An 18,879-nucleotide genomic window follows, 5' to 3' on the forward strand; every position below is an offset into this window, starting at 1 on the left:
GCCGCCATGTTTGAAAACCTCATCCGATTCGCCATCACCCAGCGCTGGCTGGTGCTGCTGGCCGTGGCGGGCATGGCTGTGCTGGGCGGGTTCGCCTACCAGCGCCTGCCCATCGACGCCGTGCCCGACATCACCAACGTGCAGGTGCAGATCAACACCGAGGCGCCGGGCTATTCGCCGCTGGAGGCCGAGCAGCGCGTCAGCTTCGCCATCGAGACGGCCATGGCCGGCCTGCCGCGCCTGGAGCAGACGCGCTCGCTGTCGCGCTACGGCCTGTCGCAAGTGACTGTCGTGTTCAAGGAGGGCACCGACCTCTACTTCGCCCGCCAGCTCGTCGGCGAGCGCATCCAGCAGGCCCGCGACAGCCTGCCGGCCGGCCTGACGCCGACGCTGGGGCCCATCGCCACGGGGCTGGGCGAGATCTACATGTGGACCGTCGAGGCCAAGGCCGGTGCGCTGAAGGCGGACGGCACGCCCTACACGCCGATGGACCTGCGCGAGATCCAGGACTGGATCGTCAAGCCGCAGCTGCGAACCGTGCCGGGCGTGACCGAGATCAACACCATTGGCGGCCACGTCCGCGAATACCAGGTCGCGCCATGGCCGGACCGGCTGCTGGCGCGCGGCCTCGGCCTGGCCGACCTCGTGCAGGCGCTGGAGCGCAACAACGCCAACATCGGCGCCGGCTACATCGAGCGCCGCGGCGAGCAGGTGCTGGTCCGCGTGCCGGGTCAGGTGGGCGGTGTCGACGACATCGCCGACATCGTCGTCGCCAACGTGCAGGGCGTGCCCGTGCGCGTGCGCGACGTGGCCGACGTGGGCCTGGGCCAGGAACTGCGCAGCGGCGCCGCGACCAGCAACGGCAACGAGGTCGTGCTGGGCACCGTCTTCATGCTGATGGGCGAGAACAGCCGGCAGGTCTCGCTGGCCGTGGACAGGCGGCTGGAGGAGATCAACCGCAGCCTGCCGGCCGGCGTCGTCGCACAGACGGTCTACGACCGCACGCTGCTGATCGACAAGGCCATCGCGACCGTGAAGAAGAACCTGCTGGAGGGCGCGCTGCTCGTCATGGTCATCCTGTTCGCATTCCTGGGCAACCTGCGCGCAGCCGTCATCACCGCGGCGGTGATCCCGCTGGCCATGCTGTTCACGTTCAGCGGCATGGTGGCCAACAAGGTCAGCGCCAACCTGATGAGCCTGGGCGCACTGGACTTCGGCATCATCATCGACGGCGCCGTCGTCATCGTGGAGAACTGCGTGCGGCGGCTGTCCCACGCGCAGGCCGCGGCGGGCCGCGCGCTGACGCGCGGCGAGCGCTTTGACGAGGTCTTCGCCGCCGCTCGTGAGGCGCGCCGGCCGCTGCTGTTCGGCCAGCTCATCATCATGGTGGTCTACCTGCCCCTGTTTGCGCTCAGTGGCGTGGAGGGCAAGATGTTCCACCCGATGGCCTTCACGGTCGTCGCGGCGCTGCTGGGCGCCATGCTGCTGTCGGTCAGCTTCGTGCCGGCGGCCGTGGCGCTGTTCATCGGCGAGCGGGTCGGCGAGAAGGAGAACCGCCTGATGACCTGGGCGCGGCGCGGCTACGAGCCGCTGCTGGACCGCACGCTGGCGAATCCGCCGCTGGTGCTCACGATGGCCGGCGTCACGGTGGCCCTGAGCGCACTGATTGCCACGCGCATGGGCAGCGAGTTCATCCCCAGCCTCGACGAGGGCGACCTCGCCGTGCATGCGATGCGCATCCCCGGCACCAGCCTGACGCAGGCCGTCGAGATGCAGCGCGAGCTGGAGCGCACGCTGATGCAGGCACCCGAAGTCGCGCGGGTCTATTCCAAGCTCGGCACAGCCGAGATCGCCAGCGATCCGATGCCGCCGAACGTGGCCGACACCTTCGTCATGCTCAAGCCGCGTGACCAATGGCCCGATCCGCAGCGGCCCAAGGCCGAGGTCCTCGAAGCCCTGCAGACGCTCGCGGCCGGCGTGCCGGGCAACAACTACGAGTTCACGCAGCCCATCCAGATGCGCTTCAACGAGCTGATCTCCGGCGTGCGCAGCGACGTGGCCGTCAAGGTCTTCGGCGACGACATGGCCGTCATGGAGGGCACGGCCGAACAGATCGCCAAGGTGCTGCAGGACGTGCCCGGCGCGTCGGACGTGAAGGTGGAGCAGACGACGGGCCTGCCGGTGCTGACGCTGCACATCGACCGCGCGCGGCTGGCGCGGCTGGGCCTCAGCGTGGCCGACGTGCAGCAGACGGCGGCCACGGCCATCGGCGGCCAGGAGGCCGGCGTTCTGTTCCAGGGCGACCGCCGCTTCGACATCCAGGTGCGCCTGCCCGACGCGGTGCGCAGCGATGTGGACGCGCTGCAGCGGCTGCCGATCCGTTTGCCGAACGGTGGCCACGTGCAGCTGGGCGAGGTCGCGCGCTTCGAGCAGTCGCCCGGGCCCAACCAGGTCAGCCGCGAGAACGGCAAGCGCCGCGTCGTCGTGACGGCCAACGTGCGCGGCCGCGACATCGGCTCCTTCGTGGCCGAGGCCCAGGCGAAGCTGGGCCAGCAGGTCAAGGTGCCGACGGGCTACTGGACCAGCTGGGGCGGCAGCTTCGAGCAGCTGCAGTCCGCCACCGCGCGGCTCAAGGTCGTCGTGCCGGTGGCGCTGGCGCTGGTGTTCACGCTGCTGTTCGCGATGTTCGGCAACGTGCGCGACGGCCTGCTGGTCTTCACCGGCGTGCCGTTCGCGCTGACCGGTGGCATTGCGGCGCTGTGGCTGCGCGACATCCCGCTGTCGATCTCGGCCGGCGTGGGCTTCATCGCGCTGTCGGGCGTGGCGGTGCTGAACGGGCTGGTGATGATCGCCTTCATCCGCTCGCTGCGCGACGAGGGCCTGCCGCTGGACCAGGCCGTGCGCGACGGCGCGCTGTCACGGCTGCGGCCGGTGCTGATGACGGCGCTGGTCGCGTCGCTGGGCTTCGTGCCGATGGCGCTGGCCACCGGCACGGGTGCGGAGGTGCAGCGGCCGCTGGCCACCGTCGTCATCGGCGGCATCCTGTCGTCCACCGCGCTGACGCTGCTGGTGCTGCCGCTGCTGTACCGCTGGGCGCACCGCGAGCGCGGTGCGCGTGCGGCGTTGTCGCCGGCCTGACGCCGGTCAGCGGGGCTGGCGGCGGCGCAGCAGTGCGAAGCTGGCCAGCCCGGCGGCCAACAGCCAGGCCATGCTCGGCTCGGGCACGGCGCTGATGGTGGTGAAGCTGCCGTCGAAGTTAGCCACCGCGTGCAGGCCATTGATGGTGGTGACCGCCAACAGGCTCTGGAAGCTGGCATTGCCCAGCTGGTCGCCCGTGAAGCGCAGGCTGGTCAGGCCGGCATGGCTGACGGCCAACTGCGCGCCCTGGGCCAGGCTGCCGACCGACGCGAAGCTCAGCACGGAGCCGCCAAGGTCGATCTCGGAGCTCGCGCTCAGAGACAGCGTGGCGAAGGACTGTGCCCCGCCCAGCACCAGCTTGCCGCCGGCCAGCTCCAGCGAACTGGCCGCGGCCAGGCGGTTGGCGCCGGCCAGTTCCAGCGTGGCGCCGCTCAGCACCGTGGTCGTGCCGGTGTAGCTGCTGATACCGCTGAGCACCGTGTGGCCGCTCTCGAGGCGCACGCTGGCGAAGTTGGACAGCGAGTTCGCGTAGCTGAAGCCGTTGCCGGCGCCAGCGTCGACACGCAGCACGTTGGCCGCGCCGGAGCCGCCGTCGATGTCGCCCAGCACCTGGGCCTGGCCACCGCTGATGATGACGGTGTTCTGGCCGCTGCCGAGCGCGATGGCCTTGCCGCTGCTGCTGCCGTCGATGAGGCCGGCGTTGGTGATGGTGGTCGCGTAGTCGTTCGCGACGACGACGGCCGCGCTGCTGGCGCCGCCGCCGACCAGCTTGCCGCCCGCGGCGTTCTGGATGCTGACGGTGTAGCCGCTGCCCGTCAGGCCGCCGGCGTAGATGGCCGAGTCGCTCTGGCCACGGATGGTGCCGCCGGCCTGGTTGATGACGACGGCGTTGGCGTAGATCGCCTCGCGCTTGCCGGCGTTGATGCCGGTCGTGATGTCGTTGCCGACCAGCGAGATGCCGCGGCCCACCGCGTTGGTGTTGCCGCTGGCCACCAGGCCTTCGATGAGGCCGGCGTTGGTGATCTGGCCACCGCCCACCGACAGGCCCTCGCTGTAGGCCAGGCCCGACGCGACGGCGCTGAAGGAGTTGACCGAGCGGATGATGCCGCCCGCGCGGTTGGTGATGTTGACGACGCCGTCGACGTCGACACCGTCGCCGTCACCCGTGACACCGTTGCCGATGATGCTGCCGGCGTTGTCGACGGTGACGATCTGCAGGTTGTTGAAGCCGTCGATGTTCAGCCCCGAGCCGTTGTTGCCCTGGATGACACCGCTGGCCACGTTGGTGACGGACATTGCGAACGACTTGGCGGCCGTCTCCTGTCCGCCGGTGATGCCGTGGCGGCCACCCAGCACGAGGCCGGCGTTGACGACCGCGATGCCGCTGTTGGCCTGGCCGTCGATGCCGTCGCTGCTGGAGCCGGTCGTCGTGATCGACTGGATCGTGCCCCAGTTGTTGACGACGCCGTTGACGCCCGGCCGCACCGCGTCGGCCTCGCTCGACTTCATCAGCGCGCCGGCGTAGTTGTTGACGACGTTGGCACCGCTGGTGATGGCGTTGAAGTCCACGACCTGGCTGCCGCCCGCCGACGCGTTCAGCGAGATCATCTGCCCGTAGTTGTTCAGCGTGACGCTGGCCGGGCTCTTGTTCATCTGGATCACGTCGGCATCGGCCGCCTGCATCAGCGCGGTCGCGTTGGTGGTGCTGCCGTTGGTGACGACCAGGCCGGTCACGCCGGTGTTGTCGCGGATGACGCGGCCATTGCCGCTCTGGACGATGCCGCCCTGGTTGGTGAGGCTGGCGTTGTTGCCGGTGACCGTGACGGCAACCGTCGAGCCCGAGACCGTCAGCGAGCCCGCACTGCCGACCGTGCCGGTCTGGCCGGCGCTCAGCGTCTGCGCGCTGCTGGACGACCCGGTGACGTTGAAGTTGGCCGCATGGGCGGGCAGTTGCACGGCGCAGACCGCGACAAGGCAGGCCAGCGCGACGGGGCGGTGGGCGAAGGAACGGACGGACAACTGCAACATGGTCGGGGGGAGCGGGGTGGCAAAAGCCGGCACCTTATCGAGCCAGCCTCGCCGCGTGCACCGCGTGAACGGGGCCCCGTTTTCGGGACCGACGTCATCAAGTCGTCACGGGCCGAAACTAGGCCCGGTACGCATCAGCATCCAGGCCCAGCCGCTTGATGCGGTCATGCAGCGTCTTGCGCGCCAGGCCCAGGCGATCGCCGGCCTTGGCGATGTTGCCGCCGCTCTCCTGCAAGGCCTGCACGATCCACTGCCGCTCGACGGCAGCGAGCGCCTCGTCCAGCGGTGCCTGTGGCAGCGCGGTGGGCTCGGCAGCCGTCGTCGGCAGCGCGGGCGGTGGCGCTTCTGCGACGAGGCCCAGCACCCAGCGCTCGGCGAAGTTGCGCAGCTCGCGCACGTTGCCGGGCCAGTCGCGCGCGGCCCAGGCCGCCATCTGCGCGGCGGTCCACACCGGCACCGGGCGCTGCAGGCGCTCGGCCGCCTGGGCGCAGAAGTGGCCAAGCAGCAGCGGGATGTCGTCGCGGCGCTGGCGCAGCGGCGGCAGCGCGATGCTGGCCACGTCGAGGCGGTAGAACAGGTCCTCGCGGAAACGCCCTTCCCTCGCCAGGTCCAGCAGGTCCACCTTGGTCGCCGCGACGATGCGGCAGGCCAGCGGCTGCGCCGTGTTGGCACCAAGACGCTCCACGCTGCGCTCCTGCAGCACGCGCAGCATCTTGACCTGCAACGCCAGCGGCATGGACTCGATCTCGTCGAGGAAGACCGTGCCGTCGCCGGCGAACTCCAGCTTGCCGATGCGGCGCTTGTTGGCGCCCGTGTAGGCGCCGGCCTCGGCGCCGAAGATCTCGGACTCGAACACGCTCTCGGGCAGCGCACCGCAATTGATCGCGACGAAGGCGCCGCGCGCGCCGCTGGCCGCGTGCAACGCGCGGGCGACGACCTCCTTGCCGGCACCGGTCTCGCCGTGGATGAGCACGTCCACGCGCGCCGGGCCCAGCGTGTGGATCAGCGTGCGCACCTGCTCCATCGCGGCGCTGGCGCCCAGCAGGCCGTCGGCCGGGCCGCCGCCGAGCTGGGCCTTCAGCCGCCGGTTCTCCAGCACCAGGCGGCGCTGCGCCAACGCGCGGCGCACGACCTCGACGAGGTGCTCGGCGGCGAACGGCTTCTCGATGAAGTCCCAGGCGCCGTCGCGCATCGCCTCGACAGCCATGCCGATGTCGCCATGGCCCGTGACGAGGATGACCGGCAGCTCGGGGTCCTGCTCGCGCAGCGCCTGCAGCAGCTGCAGGCCACTGTCGCCCGGCAGTTGCACATCGCAGACGACGACGCCGGCGAAGCCCGGCTTCAGCCATGCGCGGGCCGCCTCGGCGGACTCGACGCCCTGCGTGGCCAGGCCCGCCAGCTTCAGGCTCTGCGTTGTGGCGAGAAGCACGTGTTCGTCGTCTTCGACGAGCAGCACATCGGTGGGGTCGGTCCAGGCCATCGCGGGATTGTCAGGCGAGGGGCAGGCGCAGCGTGAACTGCGCACCGCCACCCTCGGATTCAGGTCGGTTGCCACCCTGCAGCGAGCCACCCAGCGCGTTGGCGATGGACGCGGAGATGGACAGCCCCAGGCCCAGGCCGTCGCCGCGGCGCTTGGTCGTGAAGAAGGGCTCGAACAGCCGCGCCTGCACGTCGTCGCTCAGCCCCGGGCCTTCATCGGTGACACGCAGCAGCGCCTGGCCCGCTTCGACGTCGGCCCGCAACGTGACGGTGCCGCCGCCCTTCTCCGCGTTCGCGTCGATGCCGTTGCGCAGCAGGTTGACGAGCACCTGCTCGATGCGAACCTGCTGGCCCAGCACGGCCAGGCCGTCGGGCACGGGCGGGCACTCGATCGTCACGCGCTGGCGACGCGCCTCGGCGCTGACGAGGGCCACCGCCGCCTGGAAGGCCGCAGCCACCGGCACCGGCTGCACGCGCAGCTCGTCGCGCCGCGCAAAGCCCTTGAGCTGGGCGACGATGGCGGCAATGCGCTGCGTGAGCTGGTCGATGGCGTCGAGGTTGCTCTCGGCATCGGCCTGCATGCCGCGCTCCAGGAACACGCGGGCGTTGTCGTTCAGCGCCCGCAGCGCGGCCAGCGGCTGGTTGATCTCATGCGTGATGCTGGCGGCCATCTGGCCCAGCACGGCGAGCTTGCCGGCCTGCACCAGCTCGTCCTGCGTCGCGCGCAGCGTGCGCTCGGTGCGGTGCAGTTCGTCGACGCGCGCCTGCAGCTCCCGCGTGCGCTCCTTGATCCGCGCCTCCAGGCTGTCGTAGGCCGCGCGCAGCTCGCCCTGCGCGGCCAGGCGCTCCCGCGTGCGGCGGCGGCGCAGCTGCAGATAGGCCAGCAGCAGCAGCAGCGAGACCCAGCCCAGCGCCGCGGCCCAGGCGCGGCCAGCGGCGATCTGCTCGGCACCGCGGATCTCGGTGAAGGACAGCAGCGTCCAGCCGCGGTTTTCGACGGGCTGCTCGGTGACCAGCGCGCGCAGCTTCGAGGTCGCGGTGCCGATGCGCTCGACGCGCAGCTCGGTCGACAGGCGCGAAAGCTCGCGCGACAGCGGCGCCAGCGGCAGGTCGCCGTACTGCTGCGTGTCGTGCAGCTCGGCACGCACGGCGGTGGTCAGCGGCTGCAGCGTGCGGTACTTCCACTCCGGCCGGCTGGCGAGGAACACCACGCCACGCGCGTCGGCCAGCATCAGCTCGCCGGCGCTGCGCGCCCAGTTGGCCTCCATCTCGTCCAGCGACACCTTCAGCACGACGACACCCGGATGCGGGCCGCCGAGGCGGTGGGCGATGAAGTAGCCCGGCGTGCCGGTGGTGGAGCCGCGCGCGTAGAAGTGGCCGCCACCGCGCGCCATCGCGTCGCGGAAGTAGGGCCGGTAGGCGTAGTTCTGGCCGACGAAGGTCTGCGGGTCGCGCCAGTTGCTGGAGGCCAGCGTCAGGCCGTTCGCGTCGATGAAGAAGATGGCAGCGGCGGCGGCATCGCGCGCCACCTCGACGAGCAGCGCGTTGACCTCGGCCACGCGGGCCGGCGAGGTCGGCTCGGCCAGCAGGCCGGCCAGCGCCGGGTGGCGGGCCAGCACCTGGGGCAGCGCCTCGTACTTGTCCAGCGTGCCGGTCAGCTCGTGGGCGACGAAGCGCAGGTGGCGCTGGGCGTCATCGCGGGTCTGCGCCAGGGCGAGATCCAGAGACACCCGCCATGCGGCGTAGGCCACTGCGGCGCCACCCAGCACCACCGCCAGCAGCAGCAAGAGGCTGCGTTGCCAGCGGGGGCGCCTGGGCGCGTCAGTGGCTGGCAGACTCGGCATCGATCCTCGAATGCCGGCGCGTGTCGCGCATCAGCACGTAGACGAGCAACGAACAGGCGATCACCGCGGTGGCGTACCAATAGAAGCCGCTTTCCATGCCCTGCTGCTTGAACCACAGCGCGATGTACTCGGCGCTGCCGCCGAAGACGGACACCGCGATCGCGTAGGGCACGCCCACACCGGTGGCGCGGATGGACGCCGGGAACAGCTCGGCCTTCACGACCGCGTTGATGGACGTGTAGCCGCTGACGATGAGCCAGGCGCAGGCGATGAGGCCGAAGGCTTCCCACGGGCCTTGCGCATGGCGGATGGCCGTCAGCAGCGGCACCGTGAACAGCGTGCCGAGGATGGCAAAGCCCAGCAGCAGTGGCTTGCGGCCGATCTTGTCCGACAGCGCGCCGTAGACCGGCTGCAACAGCGCCGCGAAGATGAGGCTGCCCGCGGACACGGCCGTGGTCTGCGCGTCCGTCAGGCCCACCGACAGCTTCAGGAACTTCTGCATGTAGGTGGTGTAGACGTAGAAGGCCAGCGTGCCACCCATCGTCAGGCCGATGACGATCAGGCACTCGCGCGGGTGTTGCAGCAGCAGCTTGAAGCCACCCATGCGGTCCTGGCTGCGCTGCTTCTCGGCCTTGAAGGCCTGCGTCTCGGGCAGGTCAGACCGCATGATCAGCGCGACGATGGCCAGGCCCGCGCCGATGAAGAACGGGATGCGCCAGCCCCAGGCCTTCAGCTCGGCCGTGTCGAGCACGAAGTTCTGCAGCACCAGCAGCACGACCAGCGCCGTCAGCTGGCCGCCGATCAGCGTCACGTACTGGAAGCTGGAATAGAAGCCGCGGTGCTTGGAGGTGGCCATCTCGGAGAGGTAGGTGGCGCTGGAACCGTACTCGCCACCCAGGCTCAGCCCCTGCAGCAGCCGTGCGATCAGCAGGATGGCCGGCGCCCAGACACCCACCGACGCGTAGGTGGGCGAGCAGGCAATGAGCAGCGAGCCGCCGCACATCAACGTGACGGATGTCATCAGCGCGAGCCGCCGGCCGTGGCGGTCGCCGATGTAGCCGAACAGCAATCCACCGATGGGCCGCACAAAGAAGCCCAGCGCGAAGATGGCCGCCGTGGACATGGACTGCGCCACCGGATCGCTGCTCGGGAAGAACGCCGACGAGAAGTACAGCGAGAACGCGGCATAGCAGTAGAAGTCGTACCACTCGACGAGGTTGCCGATGGAGCCGACGAAGATGGCCTTGACGCGCTTGAACTCGATGGGGTCCGGCGCCGCCGCAGGGCGTGCCGAACTCGGGGGATAGATCGCGGACATGTGCTGCCTCCTGGTTGTGTGCCCCAGGATGAGCAGCTTACGTGCCAAGGCGGTGCGTGGCGAAGCCCCAGGGCGGGCACGGTGGGCCGCACGCCGAATCGGCGGAAATCCGCCAGCAGGCCCGATGCAACGACCGCCACCGGCGGCAATCCGCCGCCAGCACCCCTAGAACTCGGGCCACTTGATCGGCTCATGTCCCCTGGAAGACCCTCACCCGAGGCCTGCGACCTTGACGAGGTCGCCCGAAAATCTGCGCCATCGTTGTCATCACGCACTTGACCATGTCGCTGTCATTCCGTTCCGCCCTGCCCGTCGCCCTGCTGCTCGCGGCCTCGGCGGCCTCCGCCCAGAACCTGCTCGTCAACCCGGGCGCAGAAGCCGGCGACCTGAGTGGCTGGACCGTCGGAGGGCCCGCCAGCGTCCGCGTCGACAACGGCAGCTTCAATCCCGGCATCAACCCCTTCGAAGGCAGCTTCTCCTTTGTCGGAGGCAACGGCGCCTTCGGCTCGTTGACGCAGACCGTGACCATCGCCGACCTGGGCGGCCATGGCATCGCCAACGTGTCGTTCTGGGAACAAGGCTTGAACCAGGGCACGCCCAGCGATCACGCCTACGTGTCGCTGAGCTTCCTGAACGGCGCCAACAGCGTCTTGCAGACGGTCTCGACGCCGGCAGTCGATTCGCACCTGGGCAGCTGGCAGCAGTACAGCGGCAGCTTCGCGATCCCGACTGGAACGGTCAAGATCGCCTACACGATGAACTTCGTGCGCTCCGTGGGCTCGGACCTGGACGGCTACGTCGACAGCAATGTGCTGACGGTCAGTGCCGTACCGGAGCCCGCCTCGGCGCTGCTGATGGCGGCGGGCCTGCTGATGGTGCCGCTGCTGAAGCGTCGCCGCAGCTGATGAACAAAGGCCCGCTGATGCGGGCCTTTTTGCTTGCGCGCCGGACTCAGCCGCGAAGCTTCTTCACCCAGGCCTGCACCAGCTCACGCAGCACCGGCAGCGGCACCTGGCCCGCCGTCAGCACGACGCGGTGGAAGCCCTTCACGTCGAACCGGTCACCCAGCGCCGCCTCGGCCTCGCGGCGCAGCCGCGTGATCTCCAGCTGGCCGATCTTGTAGCCCAGCGCCTGGCCGGGCCAGACGATGTAGCGCTCGACCTCGGAGACCACGTCGCTCTCGACCATCGACGAGTTGTCCAGCATGTACTGGATGGCCTGCTCGCGTGTCCAGCCCTTGGCGTGCAGGCCGGTGTCGACCACCAGCCGCATCGCGCGAAGCTGCTCGTCGGACAGCCGTCCATACCACTGGTAGGGGTCGGTGAACAGGCCCAGTTCCTTGCCAATGCTCTCCGAGTACAGCGCCCAGCCCTCCACGTAGGCCGTGTAGTGGCTGCCGAAGCGGCGGAAGGCGGGCAGCGTCGTGTCCTCCTGCGCGATGGAGATCTGGAAGTGGTGGCCCGGCGAGGCCTCGTGCAGCGACAGCGTCTCCATGCCGTAGATCGGCTGGGCCTTCAGGTTGAAGGTGTTGACGTAGAACACGCCGGGGCGCGAGCCGTCGGCGGCCGGTTCCTCGTAGGACGCACCGGCGGCGCTCTCGGCACGGAAGGCCTCGACCTCCTTGACCTGGTAGTCCGCCTTGGGCGCGATGTCGAAGAGCTTCGGTGTGAGGCCGTTGATCTTCTTCTGCAGCTCGCGGTAGCCGGCCAGCAGGTCTTCCGGCTTCGTGAAGTAGAACTTCGGGTCGTCCTGCAGGTACTTGAAGAAGGCCTTCAGGTCCCCCTGGAAGCCCACCTGCTTGCGCACCCCCTCCATCTCGCCGAGGATGCGCGCCACCTCCTTCAGGCCGATGGCGTGGATCTCGTCGGGCGTCAGCTTCAGCGTCGTGGACTGTTCCACGCGGTAGGCGTACCAGGCCTTGCCGTCCGGCAGCGCCGACCAGGCCGTGCTGGTGCGGGCCTGGGGCAGGTACTCGTCGCGAACGAAGGCCAGCAGGCGCGCATAGGCGGGCAGCACATCCCTGGACAGCAGCTGGCGCATCGCGGTCGTGATGCGTTCGCGGTCGGCGGCGGGCACGGCGTCGGGGAAGTTCTGGATCGGCCCCCAGAACAGGCTCTTCTCCGGGTCGGTCACGGCCAGCGACTGCAACTGCGGCAGCACCTTGTCCATGACGGCGCGGGGCTGGGTCACGCCGGCCTTCAGCCCGGCGCGCATGTTGGCGATGGTGCCGTCGAAGGTCGGCACGGCCAGCGCCAGGCGCTTGAGCCAGTCGTCGTAGTCCTTGGTCGTGCGGAAGGGCTGGATGGACTGGCCGGTACCCATCTGCGCGAGGAAGCTGGGCATGCCGCCGATCTGGCTGATGGGCTGCATCCATTCAGGGAAGCGCTGGCCGGCCAGGTCCTGCTCCAGGTCGAGCTCGAGGATGCTGTAGGAGACGCGGTCCTTCGGTTCCAGCTTCGCCTTGTTGAAGCCCTTGAGTTCCTTGAGCTGCTGCTGCGACTCGCGCTTGCTGCGCGCGCGGTAGGCGGCGGTCGTGTCGTCGACGAAGCGGTCGTTGTAGCGCGGGTCGCCCAGCGACGTGGCCAGGATGGGCTGGCGCTGCAGCGTCAGCTCCCACTGGGCATCCAGCCACCGGTGGAAGCGTTGGCTCTCGTTGGCGGCGGCAAGCGCCCTGGTCGACGGCAGGGCAAGGGACAGGGAGGTCGCGAGCAGGCTGATGGCGTGGCGGCGGCGCATGGAATCTCCGGTAGGAAGTGCCGCGATGCTGCCATGCCCCCAGGACCCAGCCAAAGGACATGGCGTCTCTAGAATTCGCCCAGGCCCCGCTTCGGGGCTGTCGTCGTTTGTAGGTCTGCATGTCTCTGCCGTCGCTGCCGGTCATCGCACCGGGCAAGAAGTTCACCCACCCCCGCCCCCTGGGCTCTGCCGACGCCCTGCTGCTCGCCCGCTTCGCGCAGGCGCAGCGCGACGCCGGCCGCATGGCCGCCATCTTCACGGCCGAACCTGGCGACACCCAGCGGCTGGAGGACGAGCTGAAGTTCTTCGCGCCGGAGCTGAAGGTGGCCGTCTTCCCCGACTGGGAGACCCTGCCCTACGACAGCTTCAGCCCTCACCAGGACCTGATCTCCGAGCGCCTGGCCACGCTGTGGGAGCTGCTGCAGAGCAGGAAGACGAAAAGCATCGACGTGGTGCTGATGCCTGCCTCCACCGCGCTGACCCGCCTCGCGCCGCCCAGCTTCCTGGCCGGCACGACCTTCAACTTCAAGCAGAAGCAGCGGCTGGACGAAGCCTCGCTGCGTTCGCAGCTGACGCTGGCGGGCTACACGAACGTGAGCCAGGTCGTGCAGCCCGGCGAATACGCCGTGCGTGGCGGCCTCATCGACCTGTTTCCGATGGGCTCCAACGTGCCCTACCGCGTGGACCTGTTCGGCGACGAGGTGGACTCCATCCGCGTGTTCGACCCGGACAGCCAGCGCAGCCTGTACCCGGTGCCGGACGTGCGCCTGCTGCCGGGCCGCGAGTTCCCGATGGACGAGGCCGCGCGCAAGGCCTTCCGCAACCGCTGGCGCGAGAAGATGGAGGGCGACCCGACCAAGTCGCGCATCTACCGCGACATCGGCGAGGGCATCGCCTCCGGCGGCATCGAGTACTACCTGCCCATCTTCTTCGAGCAGACGGCCAGCGTGTTCGACTACCTGGGCGACACGGCCGGCCTGGCGCTGCACGGCGAGGTCGACGAAGCCATCCAGCGCTTCTGGACCGACACCAAGGAACGCCACCGCTTCCTGCAGCACGACCCCGAACGGCCCATCCTGCCGCCGGCCGAGATCTTCCTGACGGCCGAGGACTTCTTCGGCCTGACGAAGCCGCACGCCGTGCTGTCCGTGCGCGGGTCGGAACCGGTGGACTTCGCCCGCCCCCTGCCCGACGTCAGCGTCGAGCGCGGCACGCAGGAGCCGATGGCGCGGCTGGAAGCGCATCTGAAGGCCACCACCCACCGCGTGCTGCTGGTCGCCGAAAGCGAGGGCCGACGCGAGAGCCTGCTGGAGCAGCTGCGCGACAGCAAGATCGACCCGCCGTCCGTCAAGGACCTGGCCGAGTTCTGGGCAGGCGACGAGAAATACGCCATCACGGCGGCGCCGCTGGCCGCGGGCTTCTTCTGGGTGGACCCCGAGCGCCCACTGCAGCTCATCACCGAGACCGAGCTTTTCGCCACCACGCCCACCACGCGCCGCCGCCGCAAGCAGGAGCAGGTCAGCGACGTCAACGCGCTGATCAAGGACTTGTCCGAGCTGAAGGTGGGCGACCCGGTCGTCCACATCAACCACGGCATCGGGCGCTACCAGGGCCTGGTGAACATCGACCTCGGCGACGGCCAGAAGAGCGAGTTCCTTCACCTGGAGTACGCCGACAAGGCGACGCTGTACGTGCCGGTGTCGCAGCTGCACCTGATCGGCCGCTACACGGGCGTGTCGCCGGAAGAGGCGCCGCTGCACAAGCTCGGCTCCGGCCAGTGGGAAAAGGCCAAGCGCAAAGCCGCCGAGCAGGTGCGCGACACCGCCGCCGAGCTGCTCAACCTCTACGCCCGCCGCGCCGCCCGCGAAGGCCACGCCTTCCGCTACTCGGGCCACGACTACGAGGCCTTCGCCGCGTCGTTCGGCTTCGAGGAAACGCCCGACCAGCGCGCCGCCATCCACGCGGTCATCCAGGACATGATCTCGCCCAAGCCGATGGACCGCCTGGTCTGCGGCGACGTGGGCTTCGGCAAGACCGAGGTGGCGCTGCGCGCGGCCTTCGTCGCAGTCATGGGCGGCAAGCAGGTCGCCATCCTGGCGCCGACGACGCTGCTGGCCGAGCAGCACTACCAGAACATCGCCGACCGCTTCGGCGCCTGGCCGGTGAAGGTGGCGGAGATGAGCCGCTTCCGCTCCGCCAAGGAGATCAAGGCGGCGATGGAAGGCATCGCCGACGGCACCATCGACATCGTCGTCGGCACGCACAAGCTGTTGTCCAGCGAGGTCAAGTTCAACCGCCTGGGCCTGCTCGTCATCGACGAGGAACACCGCTTCGGCGTGCGCCACAAGGAGGCGATGAAGGCCATGCGCGCCGAGGTCGACGTACTGACGCTGACCGCGACGCCCATCCCGCGCACGCTGGGCATGGCGCTGAAGGGCCTGCGCGACCTCTCGGTCATCGCCACCGCGCCGCAGCGGCGCCTGGCCATCAAGACCTTTGTGCGCGCCGAGAGCAGCGGCACCATCCGCGAGGCCGTGCTGCGCGAGTTGAAGCGCGGCGGCCAGGTCTACTTCCTGCACAACGAAGTCGAGACCATCGAGAACCGCAGGCAGAAGCTGGAGGAACTCGTCCCCGAGGCGCGCATCGTCATCGCCCACGGCCAGATGCCGGAGCGCGAGCTGGAGCGCGTGATGCGCGAGTTCGTGCAGGGCAAGCACAACCTGCTGCTGTGCTCCACCATCATCGAGACCGGCATCGACGTGCCGAGCGCCAACACCATCATCATTGCCCGCGCCGACAAGTTCGGCCTGGCCCAGCTGCACCAGCTGCGCGGCCGCGTCGGCCGCAGCCACCATCAGGCCTATGCCTACCTGATGGTGCCGGACCTGCAGGGCCTGACCAAGCAGGCCACGCAGCGGCTGGACGCCATCCAGGCCATGGAGGAACTGGGCTCCGGCTTCTACCTCGCGATGCACGACCTGGAGATCCGCGGCGCCGGCGAGGTGCTGGGCGACAACCAGAGCGGCAACATGATGGAGGTGGGCTTCCAGCTCTACAACGACATGCTCAGCGAGGCCGTGCGAGCGCTCAAATCAGGCCGCGAGCCCGACCTGCTGTCGCCCACCGGCGCGTTCTCCACCAACACCGAGATCAACCTGCACGCCCCCGCGCTGCTGCCCGACGCCTACTGCGGCGACGTGCAGGTGCGGCTCTCGCTCTACAAGCGCCTGGCCACGGCCGAGAAGTCCGAGCAGATCGACACGATGCTGGAGGAGATCACCGACCGCTTCGGCAAGCTGCCCGCGCAAGGCCAGACGCTGTTCGACCTGCACCGCCTGCGCGTGCTGGCCAAGCCCTACGGCGTCATCAAGGTCGACGCGGCGCCCAGCATCATCAACATCAACTTCCGCCCCAACCCGCCCATCGACCCGATGCGCGTCATCGAGCTGGTGCAGAAGAACCGCAACATCAAGCTGGTCGGCAACGAGAAGCTGCGCGTGGAGAAGGCGCTCAGCAACCCGCAGGACCGCGCACAGGCCGTGCGCGAGGTGTTGAGGCTGCTGGGTCAACCGGTGAAGGCTGGCTGAACAGGGCACCGGGATAATGCGGGCCTTCCCGCACGCTACGCCCTGCCCTCGTGACCTCTGCTGCCTCTGACGGCCTCGTCCTGCGCGACGGCCCCGCCCTGCCCCCGCTGTCGCACTTCAAGCTCGCCGCCTTCGACATGGACTCGACGCTGATCAGCATCGAGTGCATCGACGAGATCGCCGCGCTGGCCGGCAAGGGTGAAGAGGTGGCCGCCATCACCGAGGCCGCGATGCGCGGCGAGATCACCGACTTCAAGGACAGCCTGCGCCGCCGCCTCGCCATCCTGGCCGGCGAGCCCGCCACCGTGCTGGACCGCGTGCTGGCCGAGCGGCTGACCTTCAACCCCGGCGCGCGCGAACTGTGCGCGGCGCTCAAGGCCGCCGGCCTCAAGCTCGTGCTCGTCTCCGGCGGCTTCACGTTCTTCACGCGCTTCGTGGCGGCAGAACTGGGCATGGACTTCGTGCGCAGCAACGAGCTGGAGATCGTCGACGGCGCCCTCACCGGCCGCGTCGTCATGCAGGACTGGGGCGACATCTGCGATGGCGAGCAGAAGCGGCTGATGCTGCTGGCCCGCTGCGAGGACATCGGCTGCCGCCCCGACCAGGCCATCGCCGTCGGAGACGGCGCCAACGACCTGCCGATGATGGGCGCGGCCGGCCTGTCCGTGGCCTATCACGCCAAGCCCAAGGTCCGCGAGCAGGCCCGCGTCGCGATCAACGACGGCGGGCTGGACCGCCTGCTTGAACTGCTGCGCTGACGCTCAGCCCGCGGCCAGCACCCGCGCCTGCTGCCCGTCAAAGTCGACCACCTGGCCGGCGCGGATCTTGGCCGTCTTGCGCAGCTCGACCTGGCCGTCCACCCTGACCTCGCCGGCCGCGATCAGCACCCGCGCGCGGCCGCCGCTCTCGACGAGGCCCAGGGCCTTGAGCAGCTTGTCGAGTTCGATGTAATCACCGCGGAGTTGGAGTTCAAGCATGGTTCTTCTTCTGTGCCGCTTCGCGGATGGCCGTGAGCGTGGAGCGGGAGGTGGAGACGTCGCTGGACAGGCGCAGGTGCAGCAGCGCCGGCTTGCCTGACGCGATGGCCGCGTCGAGCGCCGGGCCGACCTGCGCCGTGCTCTCAGCCTTGAAGGCCGCGAAGCCGAAGGCCTCGGCGAGCTTGGCGAAGTCGGGGTTGAACAGGTCGCTGCCGGACACGCGGCCGGGGTACTCGCGCTCCTGGTGCATGCGGATGGTGCCGTAGGTGCCGTTGTCGACGACGACGACGAGCAGCTTCCTGGCACCATAGCCCGTGGCCGTGGCCAGCTCCTGGCCGGTCATCAGGAAGTCGCCGTCACCGGCGATGTTGACGACCCAGCGGTCCTGCAGCAGTGATGCCGCGACGGCGGCCGGCACGCCGTAGCCCATCGCGCCGGAGGTCGGCGCCAGCTGTGTCTTGCCGAAGCGGTGCAGCGCCGTGTAGCGGTGGAAGCGGTGCAGCCAGCCGCTGTAGTTGCCGGCGCCGTTCGTGAAGATGGTGCCCTCGGGCAGCTTCTCGTCGATGAGGCGGATGACCTCCGCCATGTCCAGCGGCGCCACGGGCGTGGGCTGGAGGTTGGCGCGATAGTCGGCGTGGGCAGCGGCGGTCCAGTCGCTCCAGGGGATGTCGGCAGGCGGCGGCAGCAAGGCCAGCGCCGGGGCGGCCTGGCTCATGCTGGCGTTGATGAGCAGCTCGGCCGTGTAGACGCGGCCCAGCTCCTCGGCGCCGGCGTGAATGTGGATGAGCTGCTGCGCGGGGCGCGGCGCCTGCAGCAGCGTGTAGCCGCCGGTCGTCATCTCGCCCAGGCGTGGCCCGACTGCGAGGATGAGGTCGGCCTCCTTCACGCGCGCTGCCAGTTTGGGATTGATGCCGATGCCGACGTCGCCGGCGTAGTTCGGGTGGCTGTTGTCGAACAGGTCCTGGAAGCGGAAGGCGCAGCCGACCGGCAGTTGCCAGCGTTCGGCAAAGTGCTGCAGCGCCTCGGTCGCCTCGGCCGTCCAGCCGCCGCCACCGGCGATGACCAGCGGCCGCTTCGCCGCAGCCAGGCGCTCGCGCACCTCGGCCAGGGCGGCCGGCGTCGGCGCGGCTTCGGCAGCCCGCGCGGGCGCGACGATGTCGGCCGTGATGGCGCGGGTCAGCATGTCCTCCGGCAGCACCAGCACGACCGGGCCGGGCCGGCCCTGCATCGCCACGTGGAAGGCCCGCGCCACGTACTCGGGCAGCCGCTCGGCGTCGTGCACCTCGCCCACCCACTTGGCCATGCCCAGCGTGCCGGGGCCGAACATCTGGCGGTAGTCCACCTCCTGGAAGGCCTCGCGATCGCGCTGGTCGCTGGCGACCTGGCCAATGAACAGGATCATCGGCGTCGAATCCTGGAAGGCCGTGTGCAGGCCGATGCTGGCGTTCGTCGCGCCCGGGCCGCGCGTGACGAAGCAGATGCCGGGGCGGCCGGTCAACTTGCCTTGCGCCTCGGCCATGAAGGCCGCACCGCCTTCCTGCCGGCACGCAACGAAGCGGATCTTGTCGCGGTACTCATGAAAACCGTCGAGGACGGCCAGGAAGGATTCGCCAGGAACTCCAAATACGTCGGTCACGCCTTGGGCCAGCAACGCCTCGACCAGCTTGTGGCCGGCGAGGCTGGGGGTATTGGCTTGTCTAGTCATGTGGAGACTTTAGCTGGCCGCACAGGCAGGCTAACCGCTAAGGTCTAGCGTGACTATGGACGGCAAG

The 18,879-nt window shown here is 69.5% G+C and carries 11 protein-coding genes; 4 read left to right on the plus strand and 7 right to left on the minus strand.

Annotation, left to right across the window (positions count from 1 at the left end; genetic code table 11):
- The first annotated feature begins 6 nt into the window (after positions 1 to 6).
- Entirely contained in the window at positions 7 to 3,138 is a 3,132-nt protein-coding gene (locus tag ACG04R_RS21665; RefSeq protein ID WP_394415703.1) for an efflux RND transporter permease subunit, read from the plus strand.
- A 6-nt stretch (positions 3,139 to 3,144) separates the two neighbouring features.
- On the opposite strand, the gene ACG04R_RS21670 is transcribed toward ACG04R_RS21665, so the two are convergent.
- From ACG04R_RS21670 to ACG04R_RS21685, 4 genes are all read right to left on the minus strand, one after another.
- Positions 3,145 to 5,166 carry a PEP-CTERM sorting domain-containing protein gene (locus ACG04R_RS21670; protein WP_394415704.1) on the minus strand — a complete coding sequence of 674 codons (2,022 nt, stop codon included), beginning with the start codon at positions 5,164 to 5,166 and terminating at the stop codon, positions 3,145 to 3,147.
- 118 nt (positions 5,167 to 5,284) lie between these two features.
- On the minus strand, positions 5,285 to 6,646 hold the full coding sequence (locus ACG04R_RS21675; RefSeq protein ID WP_394415705.1) for a sigma-54-dependent transcriptional regulator: 1,362 nt from the start codon (positions 6,644 to 6,646) through the stop codon (positions 5,285 to 5,287).
- Between the two features lie 10 nt (positions 6,647 to 6,656).
- The gene (locus ACG04R_RS21680; RefSeq protein WP_394415706.1) at positions 6,657 to 8,489 is read right to left on the minus strand and encodes a sensor histidine kinase; all 1,833 of its coding nucleotides are present in this window, start codon (positions 8,487 to 8,489) and stop codon (positions 6,657 to 6,659) included.
- Positions 8,467 to 9,807, minus strand: coding sequence for an MFS transporter (locus ACG04R_RS21685; protein ID WP_394415707.1), 1,341 nt, complete (start codon positions 9,805 to 9,807; stop codon positions 8,467 to 8,469). The genes ACG04R_RS21680 and ACG04R_RS21685 overlap by 23 nt, the downstream gene beginning before the upstream one ends.
- Before the next feature lie 281 nt (positions 9,808 to 10,088).
- Here ACG04R_RS21685 and ACG04R_RS21690 point away from each other — a divergent pair, with 281 nt between their 5' ends.
- A complete protein-coding gene (locus tag ACG04R_RS21690; RefSeq protein WP_394415708.1) occupies positions 10,089 to 10,712 on the plus strand; it encodes a PEP-CTERM sorting domain-containing protein in 624 nt (207 codons plus the stop codon).
- A 46-nt stretch (positions 10,713 to 10,758) separates the two neighbouring features.
- Here the strand turns inward: ACG04R_RS21690 and ACG04R_RS21695 are convergent, their stop codons facing one another.
- Positions 10,759 to 12,543: a DUF885 domain-containing protein gene (locus ACG04R_RS21695; protein WP_394415709.1), complete on the minus strand. Its 1,785-nt coding sequence runs from the start codon at positions 12,541 to 12,543 to the stop codon at positions 10,759 to 10,761.
- Between the two features lie 119 nt (positions 12,544 to 12,662).
- Here ACG04R_RS21695 and mfd point away from each other — a divergent pair, with 119 nt between their 5' ends.
- Positions 12,663 to 16,130 carry a transcription-repair coupling factor gene (gene mfd, locus ACG04R_RS21700; RefSeq protein ID WP_394415710.1) on the plus strand — a complete coding sequence of 1,156 codons (3,468 nt, stop codon included), beginning with the start codon at positions 12,663 to 12,665 and terminating at the stop codon, positions 16,128 to 16,130.
- Between the two features lie 50 nt (positions 16,131 to 16,180).
- The gene (gene serB / locus ACG04R_RS21705) at positions 16,181 to 16,888 is read left to right on the plus strand and encodes a phosphoserine phosphatase SerB (protein ID WP_394415711.1); all 708 of its coding nucleotides are present in this window, start codon (positions 16,181 to 16,183) and stop codon (positions 16,886 to 16,888) included.
- 3 nt (positions 16,889 to 16,891) lie between these two features.
- Here serB and ACG04R_RS21710 read toward each other — a convergent pair whose 3' ends face one another.
- Both ACG04R_RS21710 and ACG04R_RS21715 read right to left on the minus strand, forming a co-directional pair.
- A complete protein-coding gene (locus tag ACG04R_RS21710; RefSeq protein WP_394415712.1) occupies positions 16,892 to 17,107 on the minus strand; it encodes an RNA-binding S4 domain-containing protein in 216 nt (71 codons plus the stop codon).
- Positions 17,100 to 18,812 (minus strand): thiamine pyrophosphate-binding protein, encoded by a 1,713-nt coding sequence (locus ACG04R_RS21715; RefSeq protein WP_394415713.1) that lies wholly within the window; start codon positions 18,810 to 18,812, stop codon positions 17,100 to 17,102. Before ACG04R_RS21715 ends, ACG04R_RS21710 begins: the two co-directional genes overlap by 8 nt.
- Positions 18,813 to 18,879: the final 67 nt, after the last annotated feature.

It is taken from the genome of Pelomonas candidula, from assembly GCF_043555985.1.
Classification (GTDB): Bacteria; Pseudomonadota; Gammaproteobacteria; order Burkholderiales; family Burkholderiaceae_C; genus Pelomonas; species Pelomonas candidula.

What these genes read in the sequence shown, in the direction of transcription:
- ACG04R_RS21665 (WP_394415703.1), top strand. Translation starts at nt 7, where the DNA reads ATGTTTGAAAACCTCATCCGATTCGCCATCACCCAGCGCTGGCTGGTG.
- ACG04R_RS21670 (WP_394415704.1), bottom strand. Translation starts at nt 5,166, where the DNA reads ATGTTGCAGTTGTCCGTCCGTTCCTTCGCCCACCGCCCCGTCGCGCTG.
- ACG04R_RS21675 (WP_394415705.1), bottom strand. Translation starts at nt 6,646, where the DNA reads ATGGCCTGGACCGACCCCACCGATGTGCTGCTCGTCGAAGACGACGAA.
- ACG04R_RS21680 (WP_394415706.1), bottom strand. Translation starts at nt 8,489, where the DNA reads ATGCCGAGTCTGCCAGCCACTGACGCGCCCAGGCGCCCCCGCTGGCAA.
- ACG04R_RS21685 (WP_394415707.1), bottom strand. Translation starts at nt 9,807, where the DNA reads ATGTCCGCGATCTATCCCCCGAGTTCGGCACGCCCTGCGGCGGCGCCG.
- ACG04R_RS21690 (WP_394415708.1), top strand. Translation starts at nt 10,089, where the DNA reads ATGTCGCTGTCATTCCGTTCCGCCCTGCCCGTCGCCCTGCTGCTCGCG.
- ACG04R_RS21695 (WP_394415709.1), bottom strand. Translation starts at nt 12,543, where the DNA reads ATGCGCCGCCGCCACGCCATCAGCCTGCTCGCGACCTCCCTGTCCCTT.
- mfd (WP_394415710.1), top strand. Translation starts at nt 12,663, where the DNA reads ATGTCTCTGCCGTCGCTGCCGGTCATCGCACCGGGCAAGAAGTTCACC.
- ACG04R_RS21710 (WP_394415712.1), bottom strand. Translation starts at nt 17,107, where the DNA reads ATGCTTGAACTCCAACTCCGCGGTGATTACATCGAACTCGACAAGCTG.
- ACG04R_RS21715 (WP_394415713.1), bottom strand. Translation starts at nt 18,812, where the DNA reads ATGACTAGACAAGCCAATACCCCCAGCCTCGCCGGCCACAAGCTGGTC.